Annotated in this window: 19 protein-coding genes; 6 read left to right on the top strand and 13 right to left on the bottom strand. The window is 60.6% G+C overall.

Annotation, left to right across the window (positions count from 1 at the left end; all coding sequences use genetic code 11):
* Nucleotides 1–2 precede the first annotated feature (2 nt).
* Nucleotides 3–1,031 (top strand): ROK family protein, encoded by a 1,029-nt coding sequence (locus tag LHFGNBLO_RS32470; protein ID WP_258604166.1) that lies wholly within the window; start codon nt 3–5, stop codon nt 1,029–1,031.
* A 204-nt stretch (nt 1,032–1,235) separates the two neighbouring features.
* On the opposite strand, the gene LHFGNBLO_RS32465 is transcribed toward LHFGNBLO_RS32470, so the two are convergent.
* Nucleotides 1,236–2,123, bottom strand: a complete 888-nt coding sequence (locus LHFGNBLO_RS32465) for a LysR family transcriptional regulator (RefSeq protein ID WP_258604164.1) — start codon at nt 2,121–2,123, stop codon at nt 1,236–1,238.
* Between the two features lie 143 nt (nt 2,124–2,266).
* On the opposite strand from LHFGNBLO_RS32465, the gene LHFGNBLO_RS32460 reads away from it, so the two are divergent.
* From LHFGNBLO_RS32460 to LHFGNBLO_RS32450, 3 genes are read left to right on the top strand one after another with little or no spacing between them, the layout of a single operon-like run.
* Nucleotides 2,267–2,410, top strand: coding sequence for a hypothetical protein (locus tag LHFGNBLO_RS32460; protein WP_258604163.1), 144 nt, complete (start codon nt 2,267–2,269; stop codon nt 2,408–2,410).
* Between the two features lie 29 nt (nt 2,411–2,439).
* Nucleotides 2,440–2,760, top strand: a complete 321-nt coding sequence (locus LHFGNBLO_RS32455; RefSeq protein ID WP_258604162.1) for a putative quinol monooxygenase — start codon at nt 2,440–2,442, stop codon at nt 2,758–2,760.
* Between the two features lie 42 nt (nt 2,761–2,802).
* The gene (locus tag LHFGNBLO_RS32450) at nt 2,803–3,594 is read left to right on the top strand and encodes an SDR family NAD(P)-dependent oxidoreductase (RefSeq protein ID WP_258604161.1); all 792 of its coding nucleotides are present in this window, start codon (nt 2,803–2,805) and stop codon (nt 3,592–3,594) included.
* A 274-nt stretch (nt 3,595–3,868) separates the two neighbouring features.
* On the opposite strand, the gene LHFGNBLO_RS32445 is transcribed toward LHFGNBLO_RS32450, so the two are convergent.
* Genes LHFGNBLO_RS32445 through LHFGNBLO_RS32430 form a run of 4 tightly spaced genes read right to left on the bottom strand, consistent with a single transcriptional unit; the run spans nt 3,869 to nt 7,717 of the window.
* Nucleotides 3,869–4,114: a MoaD/ThiS family protein gene (locus tag LHFGNBLO_RS32445; RefSeq protein WP_258604160.1), complete on the bottom strand. Its 246-nt coding sequence runs from the start codon at nt 4,112–4,114 to the stop codon at nt 3,869–3,871.
* Complete coding sequence (locus tag LHFGNBLO_RS32440; protein WP_258604158.1) at nt 4,114–6,378, bottom strand: xanthine dehydrogenase family protein molybdopterin-binding subunit; 2,265 nt, start codon at nt 6,376–6,378, stop codon at nt 4,114–4,116. The genes LHFGNBLO_RS32445 and LHFGNBLO_RS32440 overlap by 1 nt, the downstream gene beginning before the upstream one ends.
* Nucleotides 6,375–6,857 (bottom strand): (2Fe-2S)-binding protein, encoded by a 483-nt coding sequence (locus tag LHFGNBLO_RS32435; RefSeq protein ID WP_258604157.1) that lies wholly within the window; start codon nt 6,855–6,857, stop codon nt 6,375–6,377. The genes LHFGNBLO_RS32440 and LHFGNBLO_RS32435 overlap by 4 nt, the downstream gene beginning before the upstream one ends.
* The gene (locus LHFGNBLO_RS32430) at nt 6,857–7,717 is read right to left on the bottom strand and encodes an FAD binding domain-containing protein (protein WP_258604155.1); all 861 of its coding nucleotides are present in this window, start codon (nt 7,715–7,717) and stop codon (nt 6,857–6,859) included. Before LHFGNBLO_RS32430 ends, LHFGNBLO_RS32435 begins: the two co-directional genes overlap by 1 nt.
* A 364-nt stretch (nt 7,718–8,081) precedes the next feature.
* Between LHFGNBLO_RS32430 and LHFGNBLO_RS32425 the strand changes: the two genes are divergently transcribed.
* Complete coding sequence (locus tag LHFGNBLO_RS32425; protein ID WP_258604154.1) at nt 8,082–9,671, top strand: EAL domain-containing protein; 1,590 nt, start codon at nt 8,082–8,084, stop codon at nt 9,669–9,671.
* Between the two features lie 107 nt (nt 9,672–9,778).
* Here the strand turns inward: LHFGNBLO_RS32425 and LHFGNBLO_RS32420 are convergent, their stop codons facing one another.
* Together LHFGNBLO_RS32420 and LHFGNBLO_RS32415 are read right to left on the bottom strand one after the other, a co-directional pair.
* A complete protein-coding gene (locus LHFGNBLO_RS32420) occupies nt 9,779–10,216 on the bottom strand; it encodes a CHRD domain-containing protein (protein WP_258604153.1) in 438 nt (145 codons plus the stop codon).
* Nucleotides 10,217–10,526: 310 nt separating this feature from the next.
* The gene (locus tag LHFGNBLO_RS32415; RefSeq protein WP_258604152.1) at nt 10,527–12,506 is read right to left on the bottom strand and encodes a putative bifunctional diguanylate cyclase/phosphodiesterase; all 1,980 of its coding nucleotides are present in this window, start codon (nt 12,504–12,506) and stop codon (nt 10,527–10,529) included.
* A 240-nt stretch (nt 12,507–12,746) separates the two neighbouring features.
* On the opposite strand from LHFGNBLO_RS32415, the gene LHFGNBLO_RS32410 reads away from it, so the two are divergent.
* Nucleotides 12,747–13,793: a class I SAM-dependent methyltransferase gene (locus tag LHFGNBLO_RS32410; RefSeq protein ID WP_258604150.1), complete on the top strand. Its 1,047-nt coding sequence runs from the start codon at nt 12,747–12,749 to the stop codon at nt 13,791–13,793.
* A 345-nt stretch (nt 13,794–14,138) separates the two neighbouring features.
* Here LHFGNBLO_RS32410 and LHFGNBLO_RS32405 read toward each other — a convergent pair whose 3' ends face one another.
* The 6 genes from LHFGNBLO_RS32405 to LHFGNBLO_RS32380 form a co-directional block, all read right to left on the bottom strand.
* On the bottom strand, nt 14,139–14,720 hold the full coding sequence (locus LHFGNBLO_RS32405; RefSeq protein ID WP_258604148.1) for a DUF4336 domain-containing protein: 582 nt from the start codon (nt 14,718–14,720) through the stop codon (nt 14,139–14,141).
* Nucleotides 14,721–15,108: 388 nt separating this feature from the next.
* The gene (locus LHFGNBLO_RS32400; protein WP_258604147.1) at nt 15,109–15,837 is read right to left on the bottom strand and encodes an SDR family oxidoreductase; all 729 of its coding nucleotides are present in this window, start codon (nt 15,835–15,837) and stop codon (nt 15,109–15,111) included.
* Nucleotides 15,838–15,870: 33 nt separating this feature from the next.
* On the bottom strand, nt 15,871–16,977 hold the full coding sequence (locus tag LHFGNBLO_RS32395) for an ABC transporter ATP-binding protein (RefSeq protein WP_258604145.1): 1,107 nt from the start codon (nt 16,975–16,977) through the stop codon (nt 15,871–15,873).
* A gap of 4 nt (nt 16,978–16,981) precedes the next feature.
* On the bottom strand, nt 16,982–17,815 hold the full coding sequence (locus tag LHFGNBLO_RS32390) for a carbohydrate ABC transporter permease (protein ID WP_258610007.1): 834 nt from the start codon (nt 17,813–17,815) through the stop codon (nt 16,982–16,984).
* Entirely contained in the window at nt 17,815–18,753 is a 939-nt protein-coding gene (locus LHFGNBLO_RS32385) for a carbohydrate ABC transporter permease (RefSeq protein WP_258604143.1), read from the bottom strand. The genes LHFGNBLO_RS32390 and LHFGNBLO_RS32385 overlap by 1 nt, the downstream gene beginning before the upstream one ends.
* A 64-nt stretch (nt 18,754–18,817) precedes the next feature.
* Complete coding sequence (locus LHFGNBLO_RS32380) at nt 18,818–20,104, bottom strand: ABC transporter substrate-binding protein (protein ID WP_258604141.1); 1,287 nt, start codon at nt 20,102–20,104, stop codon at nt 18,818–18,820.
* Between the last annotated feature and the right edge of the window lie 49 nt (nt 20,105–20,153).

Below are 20,153 nucleotides of genomic sequence, written 5' to 3'. Positions count from 1 at the left end.
GCATGGTGATCGAAGCCCCGGCCAGCAGCGATGCGGTCAGAGCTATCGGCAGGCCAGCCGCGGCCGTGACGCTCAATCCGACAGCGGGCACCTGCGTCGGAATTCACCTGGCTCTTCAGCAGATACGGCTGATCGTCGCCGATGTCTCGCATTCCGTCATTGCCGAACAAACTATCCCCATGGATCTGGACTACCAGCCGCAACAGGCGGCCCAGATGGTCAAATCGGCAATTGCCCAATCTTACAAGGAAAACGGTCTGCCGGTGGCGGGGCTCCTGGGGGTTGGGGTCTCCGTCTCCGGCCCTGTCAGCCGCGATGGAGTGGTGCTGCGTGCGAGCATGGTTCCAACATGGGCCGGCGTCAACATACGAGATGTGTTCGGACCCGTGCTGGAACAGCCGATCTTCGCCGACAACGAGAGCAACTGCTCGGCCATTGCGGAGATGATGTGGGGTGCGGCCATCGGCCATGACGATTTCGTGCTGTTCAAGATCGATCTGGGTGTCGGTGGGGCCATTGTCCAGCATGGCCGGCTGGTGACTGGCATCGCCGGCGGCGCCGGCGAATTCGGGCACATCAGCATCGATCCCGGCGGCGATCTTTGCCGGTGCGGCAATCGCGGATGCCTGGAGCTCTATGCGAGTTTTGCCCGGCCACTGGAACAGATTTCGCGTATCGTGCGGCGGCAGGTCACCATGGACGATGTCATCACGATGGCCGAGGAGGGCGACGTCAGGGCGTTGCGGATGATCGAGGATACCGCCGAGATCGCCGGCCGGGGCCTCGGCTTGATCGGCTCGGTGCTCAATCCGCCGCTCATCATCATCGGGGGCCACATGGCTTTGGCGGGCGACATTCTGTTGACGCCGCTGATCGCGTCCTATGAACGCCACACGCTCATCAAGTCCCGCGATATCGCTCCGGCCCTGCGCACGCGGATAACTGTTGGCAAGCACACCGAGAACGATGCATTGCTGGGCGCGGTCGGCCTCGTGCTGAGACACCAGACGAAGGAACTGTCGCTCGGCTGATCGGCTTGGGTCAAGTCGCGACATCGGACCTTGGAGGCTGAAGGTCCACGATTGTCCCTCCCTGACCACAAGCGGACCTACTGCTTCGGGCCCAAACCAGCCACGCTCTACCCTTGTGGTCAACAAGCGAGGCGAGATGGACCTGGAGGCTCGCGCCGGAGACGCCTGCCACGCAGTCGAAGTCCTGCAGCACCTGCTTCAGAGTCAGTTAGACAGTCCTACCTTTGCGATGCTCGTCCGCAGCCAGGAGTGGAAAGCGTCATTGTGATTCTTTTCATGCCAGACCATCAGGGTATCGATCGCAGGCAATTTGAACGGAAGCTCGGTTATGGCGAGGGGATAGGCGTCGGCGTAATGTGCAGCCAGGCTGCGGGGGCACGTCAGCAGATAGTCGGTATCCCCCAGAATCTGGGCCGGTGTGAGGAAATTGCCGATCCGCACCGCGATCGTGCGCTGTTTCTTCCTTGATTGAAGATACTGGTCGACGGGTGCGAAAACGCCGGGTGGTACTTCGATCTGGAGGTGCTTTGCCTTCAGATAATTATCAAGCGCTCGGCCTGTACCGAGATAGGGATTTTCCTTCGCACAAACGCAGACAAAGCGGTCGGTGAAGATCGTTCGCTGGCGTAAACCGGCAGGAAGGTCCGCGAAGTAGGCAGCGATGGCGACGTCGAAAGCGCCTGATTCCAGCTCCGCCTTGGGAAAGCCGCCGGAGAGCGATCTCGTTTCAAAACGCAGGCCGGGTGCCAGCTGCTGCGCCATTTTCATCAGCGCCGGGACAGCTCGCGCCTCGAAGTAAGCGGTCGAGGCAATCACCACAGTGCGCTGGAGGCCTGCAAGGTCGAGTTCCGCGGCGCCTTCGTAGAGGGCGCCTGTGCGTTCGATGACCTCACGCACCGCCGGCAGGAGCGTCTCGACGCGAGGCGTCGCGATAAGGCCGCGCTGACCCCGCACGAAAAGCGCATCACCGAATTGTTCGCGCAGCCTGGCAAGAGCGTGGCTGAGCGCAGGCTGACTAAGCCCGAGGCGTTCGGAAGCCCGGGTCAGATTGAGCTCCTCCCCCACCACAAGAAGGATTGGCAGAAGGTTCAAATCTCTCGTTCTGATATTCACCATACGAATAGCTTAGATGATGACGTTCGATTGGGCAAATATCAAGCGTGAGGGCACAATGAAGGAATAGCGCAACAAGGAGGCCCAATAATCAATCTTCCGAAAAGGGCGGCTATTTCTACATGGATGGCGGGATGGTCCACGAGGCCTGGGTGCCCGCTGGTGCCAAGGCGATCATCGTGCCGGAGGACGGCTGGAAGGTCGGCTGGACCGAGGGCACGCGGACGGCCACCGACCTCGGCAAGGGCATGCCGCCTTCGCAGTGAATTCAAACCTCTCATTCATGGAGCTTGACATGACCAAACCGCTGAACATCCTTGCTATCACCACCGCCGTCAAAGGTGCGGAGGAGCGCCTGCGTGCCGCGCAGGAAATTCTTGTTGCCGAAACTGTCAGGGAGCCTGGTTGCCTGCGCTACGAGCTGAACCAGTCGCTCGACGACGGACGCATCCTTGTCTTCGTGGAAAGCTGGGCGAGCGAGGAGGCATGGCGCGACCATATGCAGGGTGCGGCGATCAGGCGTTTCCAGATGAGCGGAGCGCCCAACCTGTTCGCGGATTTCCAGCTCCACAGGCTTGCGCCTGTTACAGGCGGGCGAGCCGAACAGGCAGCCTGAAACCGCGCTGACTTCAGACCGACTTCATAGGAGACGAACGCCGTGGACCTGAACCTGATTAACCAGACAGCCCTTGTGACCGGTTCGACCGGCGGGATCGGCTTTGAGATCGCGCGCAGGCTTGCCGCCGAAGGCACCGATGTGATCGTATCGGGACGTGGCAAGGAGAAAGTCGATGCCGCGGTTGCCAGGATCAAGGATGCGGGCGGCAGCTCAGTTCGCGGCGTCGTCGCCGACGTGACAACTGCAGATGGCGCGGCCGCTCTGCTGGATGCAGTCGGGCGGGTCGACATCCTCGTCAACAATCTCGGCATCTATGAAAGCAAGGCATTCAGCGAGATCACCGACGACGATTGGATGCGCTTCTTTGAGGTCAATGTCGTGAGCGGGACGCGCCTTGCGCGTGCGGTTTTTCCGGGGATGCTTGAGCGCAATCAGGGGCGCATCATCTTCGTATCGAGCGAGTCGGCGCTTTCCGTGCCCCACGACATGATTCATTACGCCGTCACCAAGACCGCGCAACTGACGATTTCGCGCGGCCTTGCGGAACTGACCAAGGGGACCAAGGTCACCGTCAACTCGGTCATGCCGGGGCCGACCCGCGCCGACGGCATCGAGAGCTTCCTTCGCAGTCAGGCAAGCGACCCGTCTGCTGCGATCGAGTCTATTGAGGCTGAATTCTTCGCAAAGGCGCGGGCATCGTCGCTTCTGCAGCGCATGATCGAGCCTGGGGAAATAGCGAGTTTGGTCGCCTACCTCGCCAGCCCTCTTGCTTCAGCAACTAATGGCGCCGCTTTGCGCGTGGAGGGCGGACTTATCACGACCATTGCCTAATCTGAAAAGTCATATCGGAATCACAATAAGGCAGGAGTGCCCAGCCTCATCTCGTCCGGCGCGCCATTTTAACAAAAATACCAATTGGTTAGCTATCTTTCCTCGGCGGCCGGTGGCGGTACTTTTCGAACCGGCTTGGGCGCGCCGTCGGCCGCCACGAAGAGCCGAACTCGCCGGCTGGACTGGCCAAGAATTCTTGTGGATAGCCGAGTTTTCTCGAGCCTACATCGCAGGCCAGGTCTTGGTCGTCGATGGTAGGGACACGGTTGTTCAGCTACCCCCCGGCAAGACGCGGCAGCAGGAAAATCTCTGCACCCTGCGGCAATTCCTTCGACCAGGTGTCGCGATAGATCGTCCCGTCGATGGCGACGGCGATGCCGCGATCGATGTAGGGCTCGAGGGCGGGATACTGTTCCGCCAGCTTCCTGAACAGCTCCCGAATGTCCTTCGCCTCGATCTCGACCTTGTTCTTGCCTCCGGCGAGCGCGCCAAGCGACCCCCAGAGCGTCACTTCGACCATCAGCCTTCCCGTTCCGCCTCGATCGCCGCCAGGATGCGGGGCGGCGACATCGGGATGTGCGTCATCCGCACACCCGCGGCATTCGACACCGCATTGGCGATCGCTGCCAGTGGCGGCACGATCGAGGTCTCGCCGACGCCGCGCACACCGTAGGGGTGGTTGGGGTTGGGGATCTCGAGGATTTGCGTGTCGATCATCGGCAGGTCCGAGCATACCGGGATGCGGTAGTCGAGGAAGCCCGGATTCTGCAGCCGCCCGTCCTTGCCGTAGATGTACTCTTCGTTGAGCGCCCAGCCGATGCCTTGCGCGGCACCCCCCTGGTACTGCCCTTCGACATAGGTCGGGTGCACCGCCTTGCCGGCGTCCTGGACGACGGTATAGCGCAGCACCCTCGTGGCGCCGGTCTCGGGATCGACCTCGATATCGCAGATATGGGTTGCGAAGGACACACCCGCGCCGTCGGCGACGAGCTCGCTATGGCCGGCGATCGGCCCGCCGGTCTTCCCCGACGCGGCCGCGATCTCCTTGAGGGACAGCGCAGCAAGGTTGCCGTACTTCTCGCCCCTGGCAATCGCGTGGCCCTTTTCCCAGACCACGTCGTCGACCGGGATGTCCCACGTCTGCGCGGCACGTTCCCGCAGGATCTTGATGGCGTTGCGGGCGGCCGAGATCGTCGCCATCGAGGACGAGAATGTGCCGCGGCTGCCGTCCGTCATGTCGTTGTAGCCGAGGCTGGAAGTATCGGCCACCACCGCCTTGACCTGCTCGTAGGCGATGCCAAGTTCTTCCGCCGCCACCAGCGACAGCGACGCGCGGGAACCACCCACGTCGACCGTTCCGACGGCAAGCGAGACCGAACCGTCCATGCCGATGTTGAGGTCCGTACAGGTCTGGCCGCCGAAGTTGAACCAGAAGCCGCAGGCCATGCCACGGCCCTGGTTTTTGCCGAGCGGTGCCTTCATGTGCGGATGGTTCTTCGCCGCTTCCAGCGTCGGGCCGATGCCGATCGGGCCGTATACCGGGCCGTAGGACGATCTGGTGCCTTCCTGGGCGGCGTTCCTGATCCGGAACTCGACCGGATCCATGCCGATCTCCTTGGCCAGCTCGTCGACGGCACTCTCCACCGCAAACGCCGCCATCGGCGCCGATGGCGCGCGATAGGCGGCGGTCTTCGGCCGGTTGACCAACACTTCGTAGCCGACCGTCTTGACGTTATCGAGCTTGTAGCAGGCAAATGCGGTCATGGCGCCAATCTCGGCCCACATGCCGGCATAGGGGCCGCAGGAATAGCGCAGCGTCGCCTCAGCCGCGGTGATCGTGCCGTCCTTGCGGGCGCCGATCCTGACGTCGATTGATGTGGCACTTGTCGGCCCCGAGGCGCGGAACACCTCGTCGCGGGTCATGACCAGCTTCACCGGCCGGCCGGCCTTGCGCGACAGCGCCAAAGCGACCGGCTCGGCCCAGACATGGGTCTTGCCGCCGAACCCGCCGCCGATCTCCGACGAGGTGACGCGCAGCTTCGAAGCTTCCATGCCCAGCAGCTGGGCGCAATGCTGGCGGTACACGAAATGCCCCTGCGTGCAGACCCAAAGGTCGGCGGTGCCGTCGGAACTGACGTTCGCCACGCAGGCATGCGGCTCGATATAGCCCTGGTGCGTCTGCTCGGTCTTGAAGGAGCGCTCGACGACGTAATCGGCATGGCCGAAACCCTCATGTACATCGCCATGGCCGTACTGCGTGCGCTTGGTAACGTTGGACGGCTTGACGGGCTTTTCCTCCAGGCCCTCGGTGAAGATGGTGTCGTTGAGCACGGGAGCGGAGTGCTTCATCGCCTCGTCGACATCGGTGACATGCGGCAGCACTTCGTAGTCGACCTCGATGAGCTTCAGCGCCTGCCTCGCCGTGCGGGCGTCGACCGCGGCCACCGCGGCAACCGCATGGCCGTCATAGAGCGCCTTCTTGCGCGCCATGCAATTGTCGAGGATGTCGTACATGGCGGCATCGCCATCGGTGAGGTCGGGCAGGTCGGCCGCGGTGATCACCGCCTTCACGCCGGCGAGCTTCTCCGCCTTCGAGGTGTCGATCTTCCTGATCGTGGCGTGCGCATGCGGGCTGCGCAGGACGCGCCCGACCAGCTGGCCGGCCATGTTGAAGTCCGCGCCGTAGCGGGCGCGGCCCGTCACCTTGTCGACGCCGTCGGGTCGGATGGGGCGCGTGCCGACGGATGTGAAACTGCGTCCCGAGTAACGCGGATCGAAATTCATGCGTGCGCTCCCTTCATCACGTTTGCCGCATCCTGGACGGCACGCACGATCTTGTCATAGCCGGTGCAGCGGCAGAGGTTCCCGGCAAGGCCGAAGCGGATTTCTTCCTCTGTCGGGTCGGGGTTCTTGGCCAGAAGGTCCTTCGCCGCAATCAGGAAGCCCGGGGTGCAGATGCCGCATTGCAGGGCCGCGTGCTCGAGGAACTTCTGTTGCAGCGGATGCAGCCTGTCGCCATGCGCCATGCCCTCGATTGTCTCGACGCGCCGGCCTTCAGCCTCCGCACCGAGCACGAGGCACGAGCACACCAGCCGGTCGTCGAGGATGATGCTGCAGGCGCCGCAGTCGCCGGTGCCGCAGCCTTCCTTCGCGCCCGTCAGCCCGAGGCGGTCGCGCAGCACATCGAGCAGCGTCTCGTCCGGTTGGCAAAGGTACTCGACGTTGTCGCCGTTGATTGTCGTTGAGACTGCCACACCAGCCATCATTTGCCTCCTGCACGTGCATAAGCGGTCGTAGCGGCCCGCCTGGCCAGCACACCCGCAACTTTTCTTCTGAACTCGACGGTGCCCCGCTTGTCGTCGATGGGGCGGCAGGCCCCAAAGCAGACCTTGGCGAGCCGCTCCAGGGCGGCTTCATCAAGCGTCCTGCCGATAAGGGCCTCGGCGGCCTCTTCCACCAGCAGCACCGTCGCCGCCACGGCGCCCAGCGCCACGCGGGCCGCTTTGACGACGCCGTGCTCGTCGAGCGTCAGGTTCACGCTGGCGCTGACCACCGCGATATCCATCTCCGTACGTGGAATGAAGCGCAGATAGGCATCGCCCGAGCGCGGTGCGCGCTTGTCGAGCAGGATCGCCTCGATGATCTCGCCCTTGACCAAGGACGTCTTGCCCGGCCCGGTCGGCACGCTCCCGACGGGAATCGTGCGCTTGCCTCCAGGACCGACGATCACTGCCCTGGCGCCGGCCGCGACCAACGCCGGCACGCTGTCGGCCGCCGGCGACGCGTTGCACAGATTGCCGACGATTGTGCAGCGTCCCTGGACCTGTTTGGAACCTATCAGCTTGGCCGCCTCGACGACGCCGGGCCATGCCTCCTTCAGGGTTTTGTTCTCTCCCAGTACGGCGCAGGGGACCGCGGCACCGATGCTGAAGCCCTCCGCCGTTTCCCTGATTTCGCTGAACCCGTCGATCGCCTTGATGTCGACGATCAGGTCGGGTTCGATGAAGCCGCCTTTCATCCTCACCAGCAGGTCGCTGCCTCCTGCGAGAATGGCGGCCGTGCCGTCTGAGCCGGCCAACTGGCCAACGGCATCTTCGATTGAAAGCGGACGTATGTAACGCATCGTCTCCCCTTGGATATCGCAATCTCAGCGACCGTTATAAACTGTCTCCTCATAATGGCCATCCGCTTCCTCGGTAGCGGCGATTGGGCCAGGCGCCCAACCTGGCTCCAGAATGGCAGCGACTGGCGCAAGGCGGCCAACGCAGCGCCGCAGTCGAGTGTCTGCTTGGGCCAACGGCAAGCAATGTCGTTGCGACCAAGTTGGGGGAGCGCCGGCGGAATGGCAGCTTCTGGCCAGATCGTCCCGGAACCAAACCGTCCGCGCGGGGGATCGAATGAACGTCCCTTATTGGCTTTAGGCCGGAAACTAACAGAATTTTGAGACATGTCGGCTAAAGTGCCTACTCCCTATGAAGGCTGTGGCGATGAACCTGCGCTGGCCGGGTCTTTTCAAATTGATGCTGATCCTGGCCTGCATGCTGGTGTTTCTGGCAGGCGGGCACTTTGTCGCGTCGGCTCTGATTGCAAGCCAGCAGGAAAGGCAGCTTGAAGACCTCACGCATGTCGCGCTGCGCAGATCGCAGACCGCCATCGATTTCGGGGCCGAGGCGATCGTTGAACTTGCGGCCAAGGGAGCCATGCATTGCGACCCCGGCTCGTTGCAAACGGTGCGCCTGCGTGTCTACGAGCATGGTGCGGTCAAAGATATCCGCGCCGTCGACGGCAACGGCACGGTGCTATGTTCAGCCTATTCCGAGACACTGGAATTCGACAATGGTTGGGCGACGCGCGATACGATGCAGCGGGCGGCTGACCCGACGCTCAGGGTTTTCAAGGTCGAGCAATTCTTTGGCGTCGCGCTGGGGGTGATGAAAGATGTCGATGCCAAGAACGGCATCGTGGCCATTCTCAGCATCGGCAATTCGCTGTTCGACATCATGCCTGCAGAGCTGCGGGATCGCAGCCAGGTGATGCTGGAGCTTGGCGATGGCCAAGTCATTGCGGACTCTCGTACTGACCCCCAACAGGCTCTGGCTGGCGATGTGATGACCATCTCGGTCGCCTCGGACCGCTATCCAATCCGCACAACATTGCGTGTCGAGCGCCAGGCGCTCGCGGGTTGGGACCAGCAGCCTTATCTCCCTATCCTGGCAATCGCCGCCGTGCTTGGCCTCGCCTTCAGCGCCATGCTGGCGCGTCTCATGGGCCGTCCGCCGAACCCGATTCAGGACATCGACCGGGCTATCGCCGCAAATGAATTCCGACCTTATCTACAGCCTATCTTCGATCTCGAAAGTCGCATGATCGTCGGCGCCGAGATCCTTGCCCGCTGGGTGAAGAGCGACGGCACGGTGCTTCCACCGTCACGCTTCATCGAGCTTGCCGAGGAAGTGGACCGCATCGAACCGATCACCTGGCAGTTGCTAAGTGCTGCCCTGCGCGACCTCCAGCAGACGCTCAAGCAGGACAAGGCTTTCAGGCTCTCGCTCAACATTGCCCCACGCCATTTCATGAAGTCGGATTTCATCGGCAATCTGCGCCGGCTGGTCAACGATGCCGGCGTGGCGACACGCCAGATAACGTTGGAGATCACCGAGCGCGAGGCTTTCGTCAATCTCGACGATGCGGCACGTGTCGTGGCGGAAGTTCGATACTTCGGCTTCAAGGTCGCCATCGACGACGTCGGCATCGGCCACAGCGGGCTCTCGCAGATCCAGCGCCTCGGCGCCAACACACTGAAGATCGACAAGTTCTTTGTCGACTGCATCGGCAAGGACGCCTCGGCGGCGGTGGTTGTGGAAATGCTGGCGCGCATGGCTGTCGGCATATCGATGGACGTCGTTGCCGAGGGCATCGAATTCGAAGAGCAGGCGCAAGCCTTGCTCAAATGTGGTATCACCCGCGGGCAAGGCTACCTTGTGTCTCCGCCGCTGCCAGCCCCGGCGTTCCTTGACATGTTTGCAAAACGCAACGCACTGGCAACTAACGGGCGGCCTGCCGCCAAGATCGCCTAAAGCACACCCAGGCATTGCTCCGCTTCACGTCCGAATTGCACGAAGAACAAACGCTTCGAGCGGTCGGCGGTTCAATCGAAAACTGAACCGCTCCGCACCGATCCCGGTCAGTTGGATTTGAGCAACTGGCCCCGAATCTCGCCACCCGGATGCATCATTGTGTGGATGTTGACGTATAGCCGCCCATCCTTCAAATACTGGATGCCCTGGTCATCGATTGGCGCGGACCCCGTGATTGGGCTCTTGTCCGGGGTTTGGAACGGGATGAGGATACCGGCGTTGGTGCCCGCTGCCGCAGGGCCATGTATATGCGCGCCCATCGCCATCCCACTAAGACCGGAATACTCGACCGTCCACGATAGGCGTTTTGTATCGGTGTCGAACCGGACCACGGCGTGGCCTTTGGCGCCGCTGTCATTGGTCGGGCTTTCCTGGCTGCCGGCAAGATCGGCCTGATAGGTGATCGTTTCAGCTTGCGCGGCCGCCGCGATCGTCAGTCCACTCGTCAGCACCAAGCAAGCAAAAACTGCATGTTTCAGTCGCATGAGCCTCCCTTTCGATCACTTCCGATTTGGCGATGGAACAACATAACCTAGCACCCGGTTCCGTTGCACGCGATGTCGGCATGCGGCTGTTGAACATGGCGCATAAAATCAGTTCGGAAAGAGCAGACGTCCCTGGCAGGTGAATTTTCCATCAACCGCCGCCGCCTGTCTCAACGCATAGATGGCGGCGGCGGTGACATCCAGCGGCGATTTTCGAGATGTATGACTATCGATAGCGTCCGGAATGTCGCGAGATCCGGCGAATGTCCGTTGTGGCGACTGCGTCCATTTCTTCCGACAGATATCCCAACTAGGCGACCAGGCCGGGTCTAATTTGGTTTACTTCTTCGATCGGGACGGGACGCCCCGTGAGGAAGCCCTGCATGGAATGAACGCCTATGCGCTGCAGCAACATCTGCTGCTCTTCGGTCTCGACGCCTTCTGCGAGCACGGCATGGTCGAGATTTCGTAGAAGTCCAACCATGTCCTGCAACAGGCTTAGGCCACGAGATGTCTGGCAATCGTGGAGGAAACTGCGATCGATCTTGACCACGTCGAATTTGAAACGGCGGAGCCATGTAAGGCCCGCAAATCCCGTTCCGAAGTCATCCAGCCAGATCTGAACGCCCAGGGTTCGCAGCCGCTCCATGTTTCTTACGGCTTGCGCCTCCAAAAAGATGTCACTGCCCTCGGTGATCTCGATGGCCAGTTTCTGTGGCGCAAGGCCATGCCGACCGAGGATCTCGGTGACCCGCAATGAAAAATTGGGGGCCTTGAGCTGAAGAACCGATACGTTCGCTGTAACGACCGAGCCCAATCCGTATTCCACCATGTCACTGCAGGCTCGATCAATTAACCACGTACCCAGTTCCACTATCGCACCGGTATGCTCGGCAACGGGTATGAATACGGACGGACTGATCATGGTGCCGTCGAAGTCGCACACGCGCATAAGCGTCTCATGACCGAGCACCCGTCCAGACGCCAGGTCACAAATTGGCTGATAGGCGACAGAAATGAGTTGGTTGGAAACTGCCAGCTTCAGCAGTTCTGAAAGATTTTCGCTGGAGCGGTCTCGGTCGGTAGCATGCGGGTCGTAAATTGTGAACGTGGCCCGACCCGCAAACTTGGACGCATAGAGTGCGCGGTCAGCTTCCTGCAGTAGGATTCGAAGTTCTATGCTCTGATCGGCGCGCGTCAACGAGGCTCCGGCGCTGATCGTGACAATGTTGAGCTTGTCGCCCCGATCAGGGTGGTAGATATGCAAATCCTCTATAGCGCGACAAAACTGCTGCGTTACCTCATGAAGATGAGGCCGTCCGGTGACCCGGCAGAGGACAACGAATTCTTCGCCGCCGTAGCGGGCCGCAATGGCATTGTTCGAAGCCGCCGTCTCGGAAAGGACGTGGGCGAGTTTGATCAGGCAATCATCGCCGGCCTGATGACCAAGTCCGTCATTGAATCTCTTGAAGTAGTCGACGTCGATCAGAATGAGACCAATCTCGTCGTCGTCTGCCGCCCAGTCGTTGCGCAAATCCGAGAATTCTCGAATGATCGCCCGCCGATTTTTCATTCCCGTGAGCGGATCCGTATCCGCTATTTCCGTCAGCTTTTGCCCCTTTTTAATGGCAGCCTGCTCCTGAATTTGTGCTCGAAGTGCGTGCAGGAAAGTTTGGTACCGCTCCAAGCTAAGTCGCCAGGAAAGATAAAGCGACAACACCAGGCAGTTCGCGAAATAGGCCGACAGCACGATCCGGCCCGCGATGTCGGTATGAAGGAAGAAAAGCGCGCCGCATATGAAGCTTACGGTCACCGTCGCCGATGAGATAGCTGAAAGCCAGAAACGGAAGTTGAAGAATAAATTCGCACCAAGAATAAATACTGTGCCAAAAACCATGAAGTGGGACAGCGCCGCCTGATGGTTTGTCCCGAGAGCGGCCACAAGCCATCCGACTGCGCCGGCTACAATCGCGAGCGCTGCCACGAGATGCAAAGTGGCAAGAGCGAAGCCTCGTCGGGCGATAAACTCGACAAGTCCCAGGGAGGCTATCCCTAGGGTTACGCGGGTCAAAACAAGCCGATCGGCGATATCCGGAAAAAGAAACCAATCGAAGAGGCCATATGCGACATAACTAAATACAGCAGCCCCGATACCCAATCGCACGAGCCTGCGATTTTCATCGACATCCTTCTGTAGGAACATTGCTAAAAGTGTCGGATCGGCCGAATGCCACCGCGGGCGCCCAATCGCTGCGACCACCTTCTGGGCAACGTCCTCGGTCAGTTGCATTGCAAGCTCCTTTGCGATCCACGGTAGTGAATGGAATAGCCGAGGTCGCTAACGGTCGGAGGATGAACGCATCTCTGTCCGCAACAAAAGCCGAATGTCGCTAACCGACGGTAAACAGGGCAGTTCGATTTTGCGCGGTCAGGGTGGAAGGCCACGCGATTGACTAAATTTTTATGAAAATATTTCGCATCATTCAGCGACGCATCTATAGTTGTTTGCCGTGGACCAGAGGGTTACGGCATGCCGCTCAACGCAGAATTGCAACTCGACGAATACAGCCTCGTCACTACGAGGCTGATGAAGAAGTATGCCGCGACATCTGACGAGACTGTCGATGCCGACGAGCTGAGGGACAGGACGGCCCAGCTCGCATTGGTGCTGGATCTCGCTTATCAAGCTTTTGTGCGGCACAAACCGCCCGGGTCAATCGTCGGTCGTTTGGCTGGGAGACTCCATAAGCTTCGTAGACAGGTTGCCCCCGCGGTCTGGCAAAAACTCATTCCTTTGGCTCAGCAACATCGTGTCGCCGAATACTTGATCCAAGATCCGTTCACGCGCTGGTCGGTCGAAAAGCCGCGCGGGTATTCGGGTGACGCAAGCCTGCTGGACATTTACTACAAGCACCCCATTGCCGACGAGATCGTAGCTTCGTCGACCGCGCTTGGCCGGCAGATTTACGCCTACACCACTGAAGCAGCCAGTTCGGTGGCGGGGCGCGAGCGGCGGGACGTACTAGCCAGGACGGTGGACGAAACGGCCAGTAGGGTGGAGAGAGCGGAGGTACTGGCGATCGCCTGCGGCCATCTGCGAGAAGCCGAACGCTCCGAAGCGTTAGCCAACCGTCAACTGCAACGTTGGATCGGCCTCGACCAGGATCCCGTCAGCGTAACCACGGTGAACCACGACTTTGCCGGCACGGCAGTAACAGCGCTCGACGGCTCGGTACGCGGCATTCTTCGCCGCGCCTACGCGCTTGGTACATTTGATCTCGTCTACGCATCGGGGCTTTACGACTACCTGCCGCGTGCCATCGGCGTCCGCCTGCTTCAAAGAGCCATGGAACTGGTCAAGCCTGGTGGCGAATTCCTGTTTGCCAATTTCAGCGATGAAATCACGACAGATGGCTACATGGAGACCTTCATGGATTGGCCACTCATTCTACGTTCGGCTGACGATATGTGGGACATCATCAATGCCGCCATTGGCAGGGGTTCCCTCGAAGTCCAAGTATCTTATGGATCGAACCGGAATATCGTTTACGGGAAAATCCGGAAGACCGATTTTTGAGGCGCGGGCGAAAACCAAGCGGAGGCGACTTCGCATCCGACGTTCGAGGGCACGCACGAACAGTATATTGCCAACGTCCCGGAGGAACGTGGCCGCGCATTTCGAGCGAAGGTTGGGAGGAGGATTGGCGGGTTGTGCGCTTGCCCGGCAAGGTGGACACGCAACGGCCCGGCGGCTACTGGGACAGTTGCTCAACTCCAATTCAGCCCTGTAGGTCCGCAGCAACCCGTTCGAGTACCTTGCGGGGTTCGTTGACGATCACTTCACCGTGGCTAACGACCACGCGTGCGAGGCCTGGTTCGTTCGCCCATTGGCGAAAAGCTCCGGCGAGCGCTCTTCGATCTTTCACAAACACCCACTACCAATATGCGGCATTCTTGGACCATTGACGCCGAAGCCTAGCACGCGTGCCATAATGTGAGCGCCAATCCCGTGCGGATGGCGCACATTGGCGAGGATGTCATTGATCACGAGGGTCGTACCACCTGTACGACGCACGAGCAGGGCAGCCTCCTTCTCGGCTACACCCGGCACTGTCTCCATGCGAACGGAGGGATCATTTAGAATATCTCCCGTGCCGTCGACTTTGACGACTTTCTCAACGGCGTCCACCGCACCAGGAGCACAGACAACCTTGGCCTTGGGATAGCGATGCTTCCAAGGCTTGATGTCGAGCCGGTGAGCTGAGCCTGGTACGATAAGGAAGGTGGGGTCGCCAAGGGCTTCGATTTCTCGCATTTCGGGCTCGGCGAGAGGGATGGCGCTCCAGATCGCAGTGCGTCGTCCTCTTAGCCTGACCACGGTCATTCGCCGGGGAAAGTTGCCAAGCGGCATTCGGATTTCGCCCGCAACAGTTAGAAGGCCCTCGTCTAGCCTTTCCAGCCGACCGTGCGGCGCGACCTTCCAATCATCATTGAATTTTGGCATGCGAACATTCTCGATTGGTTCGCATTCAACAATAGTTCAGCTCTAATTTCGTTCCGCTAAAGGCAGAAGCCTGAACGCGACCGATGCGTCTTGCGATCCTGGCCGGGATCAGCCATTTCGGCTGACATCTCGCTAGCCTTGTACAAAGCACTGGGCATTTTGACGTCTGGCTTACCGTTCAAACACGTTTCCATCGGGCGCACAGTACGCCCGACGTTGAGGAGCCAAATGCCACGGTGAAGGAACCGTCGGCAATCCTGCGAGAAACGTCAAAAGCGCAGACGCTTCCGACAAGCCTTGAATTTTCCAGGCGTATCAAGTGCGCCTCACGGAAAACGAGGCCAGCATCCATTTCCGGGCTTCCGGATTGCTACAGGTGTTCAAGGCCTCATCGGCAGGTATAGCCGCCATCGATGGGAAGCGAAATGCCGGTGATCATCGAGGCCGCGTCGCTGAGCAGGAACACGATCGGGCCAGCGATTTCGTCCTCCGTTGCCCATCGGCCGAGCGGCATCTGCTTCAGGAAAGGCTCGGCGACATGCGGCTGGCTCCAATGGCCGGATGAGATTGGTGTCATGACCACCGTCGGGTTGACGCTGTTGACGCGAATTCCGTATTTGCCCAACTCCAAGGCCGAACAGCGCGTGATGTTTTCGAGCGCCGCCTTCGAGGAGCCGTAGGAGATGTGCCCCTCGAGCGCGACCAGCGCCGCCTGGCTGGAGACATTGACGATCGCCCCGCCCTTGCCGATGCGGACCATTTGCTGCGTGGCATATTTGGTGACCAACAGCGCACCACGCGCATTGATGGTGATGACCTTGTCGAAGATGGCGATGTCGGTATCCATTGGCGTTGCGATCTCGCCGCCGAAACCGCCGCAATTGACCACTCCCCAGAGCTCGAGCCCTTCGAGCGCGCCGCGGATCTCGTCCTCCGACGCAAGGTCGAAGGTTACGGTGCGGCACCCCGTCTCCTTTGCGATGGCGTCGAGCGCCTCTTGCGAGCGACCGGCTGCGATCACATTGGCGTTGGCCCGCACCAGATGCCGCACGGTGGCGCCACCGATGCCGCCGCTGCCGCCCGTCACCAGAATATTTCGTCCGTGAAAATCCGTCATGGTTACCTCTTCGTGGTGTTCTTCAAGTTCGTGTCAGGCGGGCTCGGTGGCTGCCGCCGAATCGGAAATTCGTTGACCTGCCTTGTTGAAGAGATGGCAGGCGCGGGTTGGCAACGAGATCGCGATACGATCTCCTGCGCGTGCCATGCGGCCGCCGCTGTCGCGGATGACCAGGTTCTCTTCGCCGTCGCGCACATGAATGAACGTGTCGCTGCCCAACAGTTCGACCACGCTTGCCTTGACGACAAAAGCATCGGCCTGCCCCTCGGCGGACAGCACGATGTGTTCAGGCCGAATGCCGACTGTCACTTCGACGCCCGCGCGCGATGCCTTCGAAACCGGCATTGTGAGCGAAAGCCCGAGATCCAGGCTAACCGTCACCTGATTGCCTTGAACCTTGTCGACACAGCCTTTCAAGAAATTCATGGCCGGCGAACCGATGAAGCCGGCAACGAACAAGTTGGCTGGCTGGTGGTAGAGATCGAGCGGCGTGCCGACCTGTTCGATGCGCCCGCTGTTCATGACCACGATGCGGTCGGCAAGCGTCATGGCCTCGACCTGGTCGTGGGTGACGTAGACCATGGTGGACGCCAGCTCGGCCTTCAGCCGCGCGATCTCCACGCGCATGCCGACGCGCAGCGCCGCATCGAGATTGGAGAGCGGCTCATCGAGCAGGAAGAGTTTCGGCTTGCGTGTCATGGCGCGGCCGATCGCGACGCGCTGGCGCTGCCCGCCAGAAAGCTCTCGCGGCTTGCGCTTCAGATAGGAGCCAAGCCGCAATTTTTCGGCAGCGCGACCTACACGTTCGACGATCTCGGCAGCAGGCGTCCGTGCGATTTTCAGGCCGAAGCCGATGTTGCGGCCGACATCCATGTGGGGATAGAGCGCGTAGGACTGGAACACCATGGCCACGCCCCTTTCCGGCGGCTCGGCATCGCTCATATCGACGCCATCGACCAGGATCCGGCCGGAGCTGATGGGTTCCAGCCCGGCGATGATCCGAAGCAGTGTGGACTTGCCACAGCCTGACGGCCCAACCAGCACGCAGAATTCGCCGTCCTCGATTGTCAGCGACAGTTCCGGAATGACCGTGGTGTTGCCGAAGGCCTTGGTGACTTTGTCGATCGAAAGCGTCGCCATTGATCTAGCCTTTTACGGCGCCGGCGAGCAGGCCACGCACGAAGGCGCGCTGCACCAGCACATAGAGGAGGATGAGGGGAAGCGCGATCAGCGTCAGGATTGCGAAGAGGGCACCGGGGTTGGCCATATAGAGGCCGGAATACTGCATCGGCACGATGGTGAGTGTCTTCATCTCGCTTTTGGTGAGGACGATGAGAGCGAGGAAGAACTCGTTCCACGTCACGATGAACTGCCAGATCGTGACGAAGACCAGGGCCGGTCGCACGAGCGGCAAGGCCACGTGCCAATAGGTTTGCCAGGCGTTGCAGCCATCTACCCGCGCCGCTTCGAAGAGTTCGTGCGGGGCATCTTCCATGAAGGACTTGAGGATGACCATGGCAAACGGCACGCCGAGCGCCGCATAGGGCAGGATGAGGCCGATATAGGTGTTCACCCAGCCGAAGTTCTGGAGGAGGATGGCGAGCGGCAGGACCATGGAGGCGAGGGGCACCATCAAGGTCGTCAGCAGCGTCGTGTAGAGGAAGATCGAGCCCTTCAGCCTCAGGATTGCGCAGGCGAAGGCAAAGAGCGAGGAGACCGCGACCACGATCACCACCGTCGCGACGGTTATGATCAGGCTGTTCAGAAAGATGGACCCCAGCGGATTGTCGCGAACCACGGTGACGAAGTTGTCGAAGGTCACGGGCCAGGTGAACAGCTCGGCGTCGAAGGCCTGCGCCGGGGTGCGCAGACCGATCGAGAGCATGTAGATCTGAGGGACCATCCAGAAGCCGAGCACGATGAAGAGAACGGCATGGATGACCATGCTGCGGATCCGGGTGCGGGCGAGCGGCATCATCACGGGCGCTGCCTTCCCGCAGGAGTCAGGCGGGCACCCAGCGCGGCGATCTGGATCAGCGAGAGGGTGAGCGCGATGACCAGCACGATCACGGAGAGTGCGGCTCCGCTGCCGGTGTCGCCCAGCACGAAGCTCTGCTTGAAGATGAAGGTGCCGAAGACTTCGCTGGCCCGGTTCGGGCCACCGCCGGTCATCAGGTGCACGATGGGGAATGTCTGCAACGTGCCGATGACGCCCAGAAGCAGCAGGGATTTCGTTGCCGGTGCCAGCATCGGCACGATGACATGCACGGCAAGCCGCCAGCCCTTCGCACCGTCGATGCGGGCGGCATCGAGCACTTCGCTGGGCAGGTTGGCAATGCCAGCGATGTACATCAGCATCGAAAAACCGGTCCATTGCCAGATGTTGACGATGATCAGCGCATAGATCGCGGTCTTTGGGTCGCCGATCGGCGACGTCACCATGACGATGCCGACATCCTTTAGATACTCCTGGGCGATGCCATAGTAGGGCGCGTAAATTTGCACCCACACCAGGCTGATGACCGAAACCGAGGTCACCACCGGCAAGAAGAACATGGTGCGAAAGAAGCCGCGGAGGGCATGCGTATGGCGCTCGATGAAATAGGCGAGCAGCCCACCGATCAGCATCTGCACCGGTATGGTGATGACGCCCCACAGAAACATGTTGGCCACCACGGTCCAGAAGGTCGGATCGCCGAGAACCGTTATGTAGTTGGCAAGCCCGGCAAAGGCCGCTCCGCCACTTGTTCCAACATAGAGGCTCTGCCCGGCAACCCACAGAATCGGATAGGCAATGAAGACGACAAACAGAAGGGTCGCCGGAAGCACGAATAGATAGAGCCTCGAAGCTCTGGATGCCGATCGCCGTTTGACCGCCGCGATGGCGGATCCGGCTCGCATAGCCTCTGTGCTCATGATGCTCGCCACTTCAGACTGAAAAGGACCGGGCGCGCTTCGGCGCCCGGTCGTTCGTCTCAGTTTACTTTACAGCAAGTGCCTTGTCGGTCGCCGCCTGAACGGTGGCGAGCGCTGCTTCCGGTTCGATGCTGCCGGCTGCGACGCCGGCAAGCGCATTGTCGAGCGCCTCGGCGACTGCCGGCGAGGCAAAGCGCTGGTTTTCCGCCTTGGGCAGATCCGCCATGAAGCGGGCCGACATCTCCTTCACATGATCGGTGATGTCACCCTTCGGAGAATTTCCCTCGAAGGCCGGAAGGTCGTTGAGGTCGTTCAACGCCTCCTGCAGGCCGACGCCGTTGGTGAGTTCGGCCAGAAAGGTCCAGGCTTCGGGGTTCTTGGCACCGTTCTTGGTCAGGCCGTAGCCGATGTCGATGCCGCCGACGGGCGGACTTGCGGAATTGCCGTCCTTGACGGGAGGCATATAGAAGAAATCGAAGCCTTCCATGTTCTGGACATACTCGGACAGCGGCGGCGGGAACTTGCTTTCCTGCATCCACCAGGAGCCGAGCGCCATCATGCCGACCTTGCCCTGTGCAAAGAGCTGAGCGCCAGTCGGATAGGCATGCGCCCCGAGGGCTCCCTGCTGGAAGATGCCGTCGTCGAAGAGACCCTTCCAGGCCTTCATGGCCGCGACGAGTTCCGGCGCCGTCCACGGCGTATCACCGGCCTGGGCCTTGTCGACGATACCCGGCGAGAACTGGTTGGCGAGCATCAGGAAAACGTTTTCGTTCTGCCAGCCGTCGGCCGCGCCCTGGAACATCGGGATATAGCCGTTGTCTGTCAGTGCCTTGGCCGCCGCCTTCAACTCGTCATAGGTCTTCGGCGCTGAAAGTTTGAGCTTTTCGAAGATCTTGCGGTTGTACCAGATGCACAGGACCTGGGACTCCTGCGGAATGATGTAATAGTTCTCGTCGCCCTTCGGATTGCCCATCAACATCTGCTTGCGGTTGACGGGGAAGACCTTTTCCGCCCACGTGTCGCCCCACTGCTTGGCGGCACGTTCGTTCACCGCTTCAAGATGTTCGCGATACTGCTGGGTGAGCGAACCCGGCTGCAGGCCGATCACATCAGGCAGGCTCCCGGACGCCGCCGCCGCCTTCAGGGCGGTGATGTATTCGGGCGAGTAGTTGTAGTAGGTATACTTGACCTTGATGTCCGGATGGACCTTCTCGAAGGCGGCGATAGACTTGTCCATCGTACTCTGGATGAACCAGGACCAAACCGTTACCTCTTTCTGCTCGGCATTCGCCGAAGCAGAATAAAGAGCGGCGGCGAGGATCGACGTCGCAAGAAACAGCAGCTTCTTCATCATATTCCTCCCATTTTCTCCCACTTAGTGCGCGTCGCAAGCCTCCTAC

The sequence above is a fragment of the Mesorhizobium sp. AR10 genome, from assembly GCF_024746795.1.
In the GTDB taxonomy this organism is placed as follows: Bacteria; Pseudomonadota; Alphaproteobacteria; order Rhizobiales; family Rhizobiaceae; genus Mesorhizobium.
This window is presented reverse-complemented; position numbering and strand designations above follow the sequence as displayed.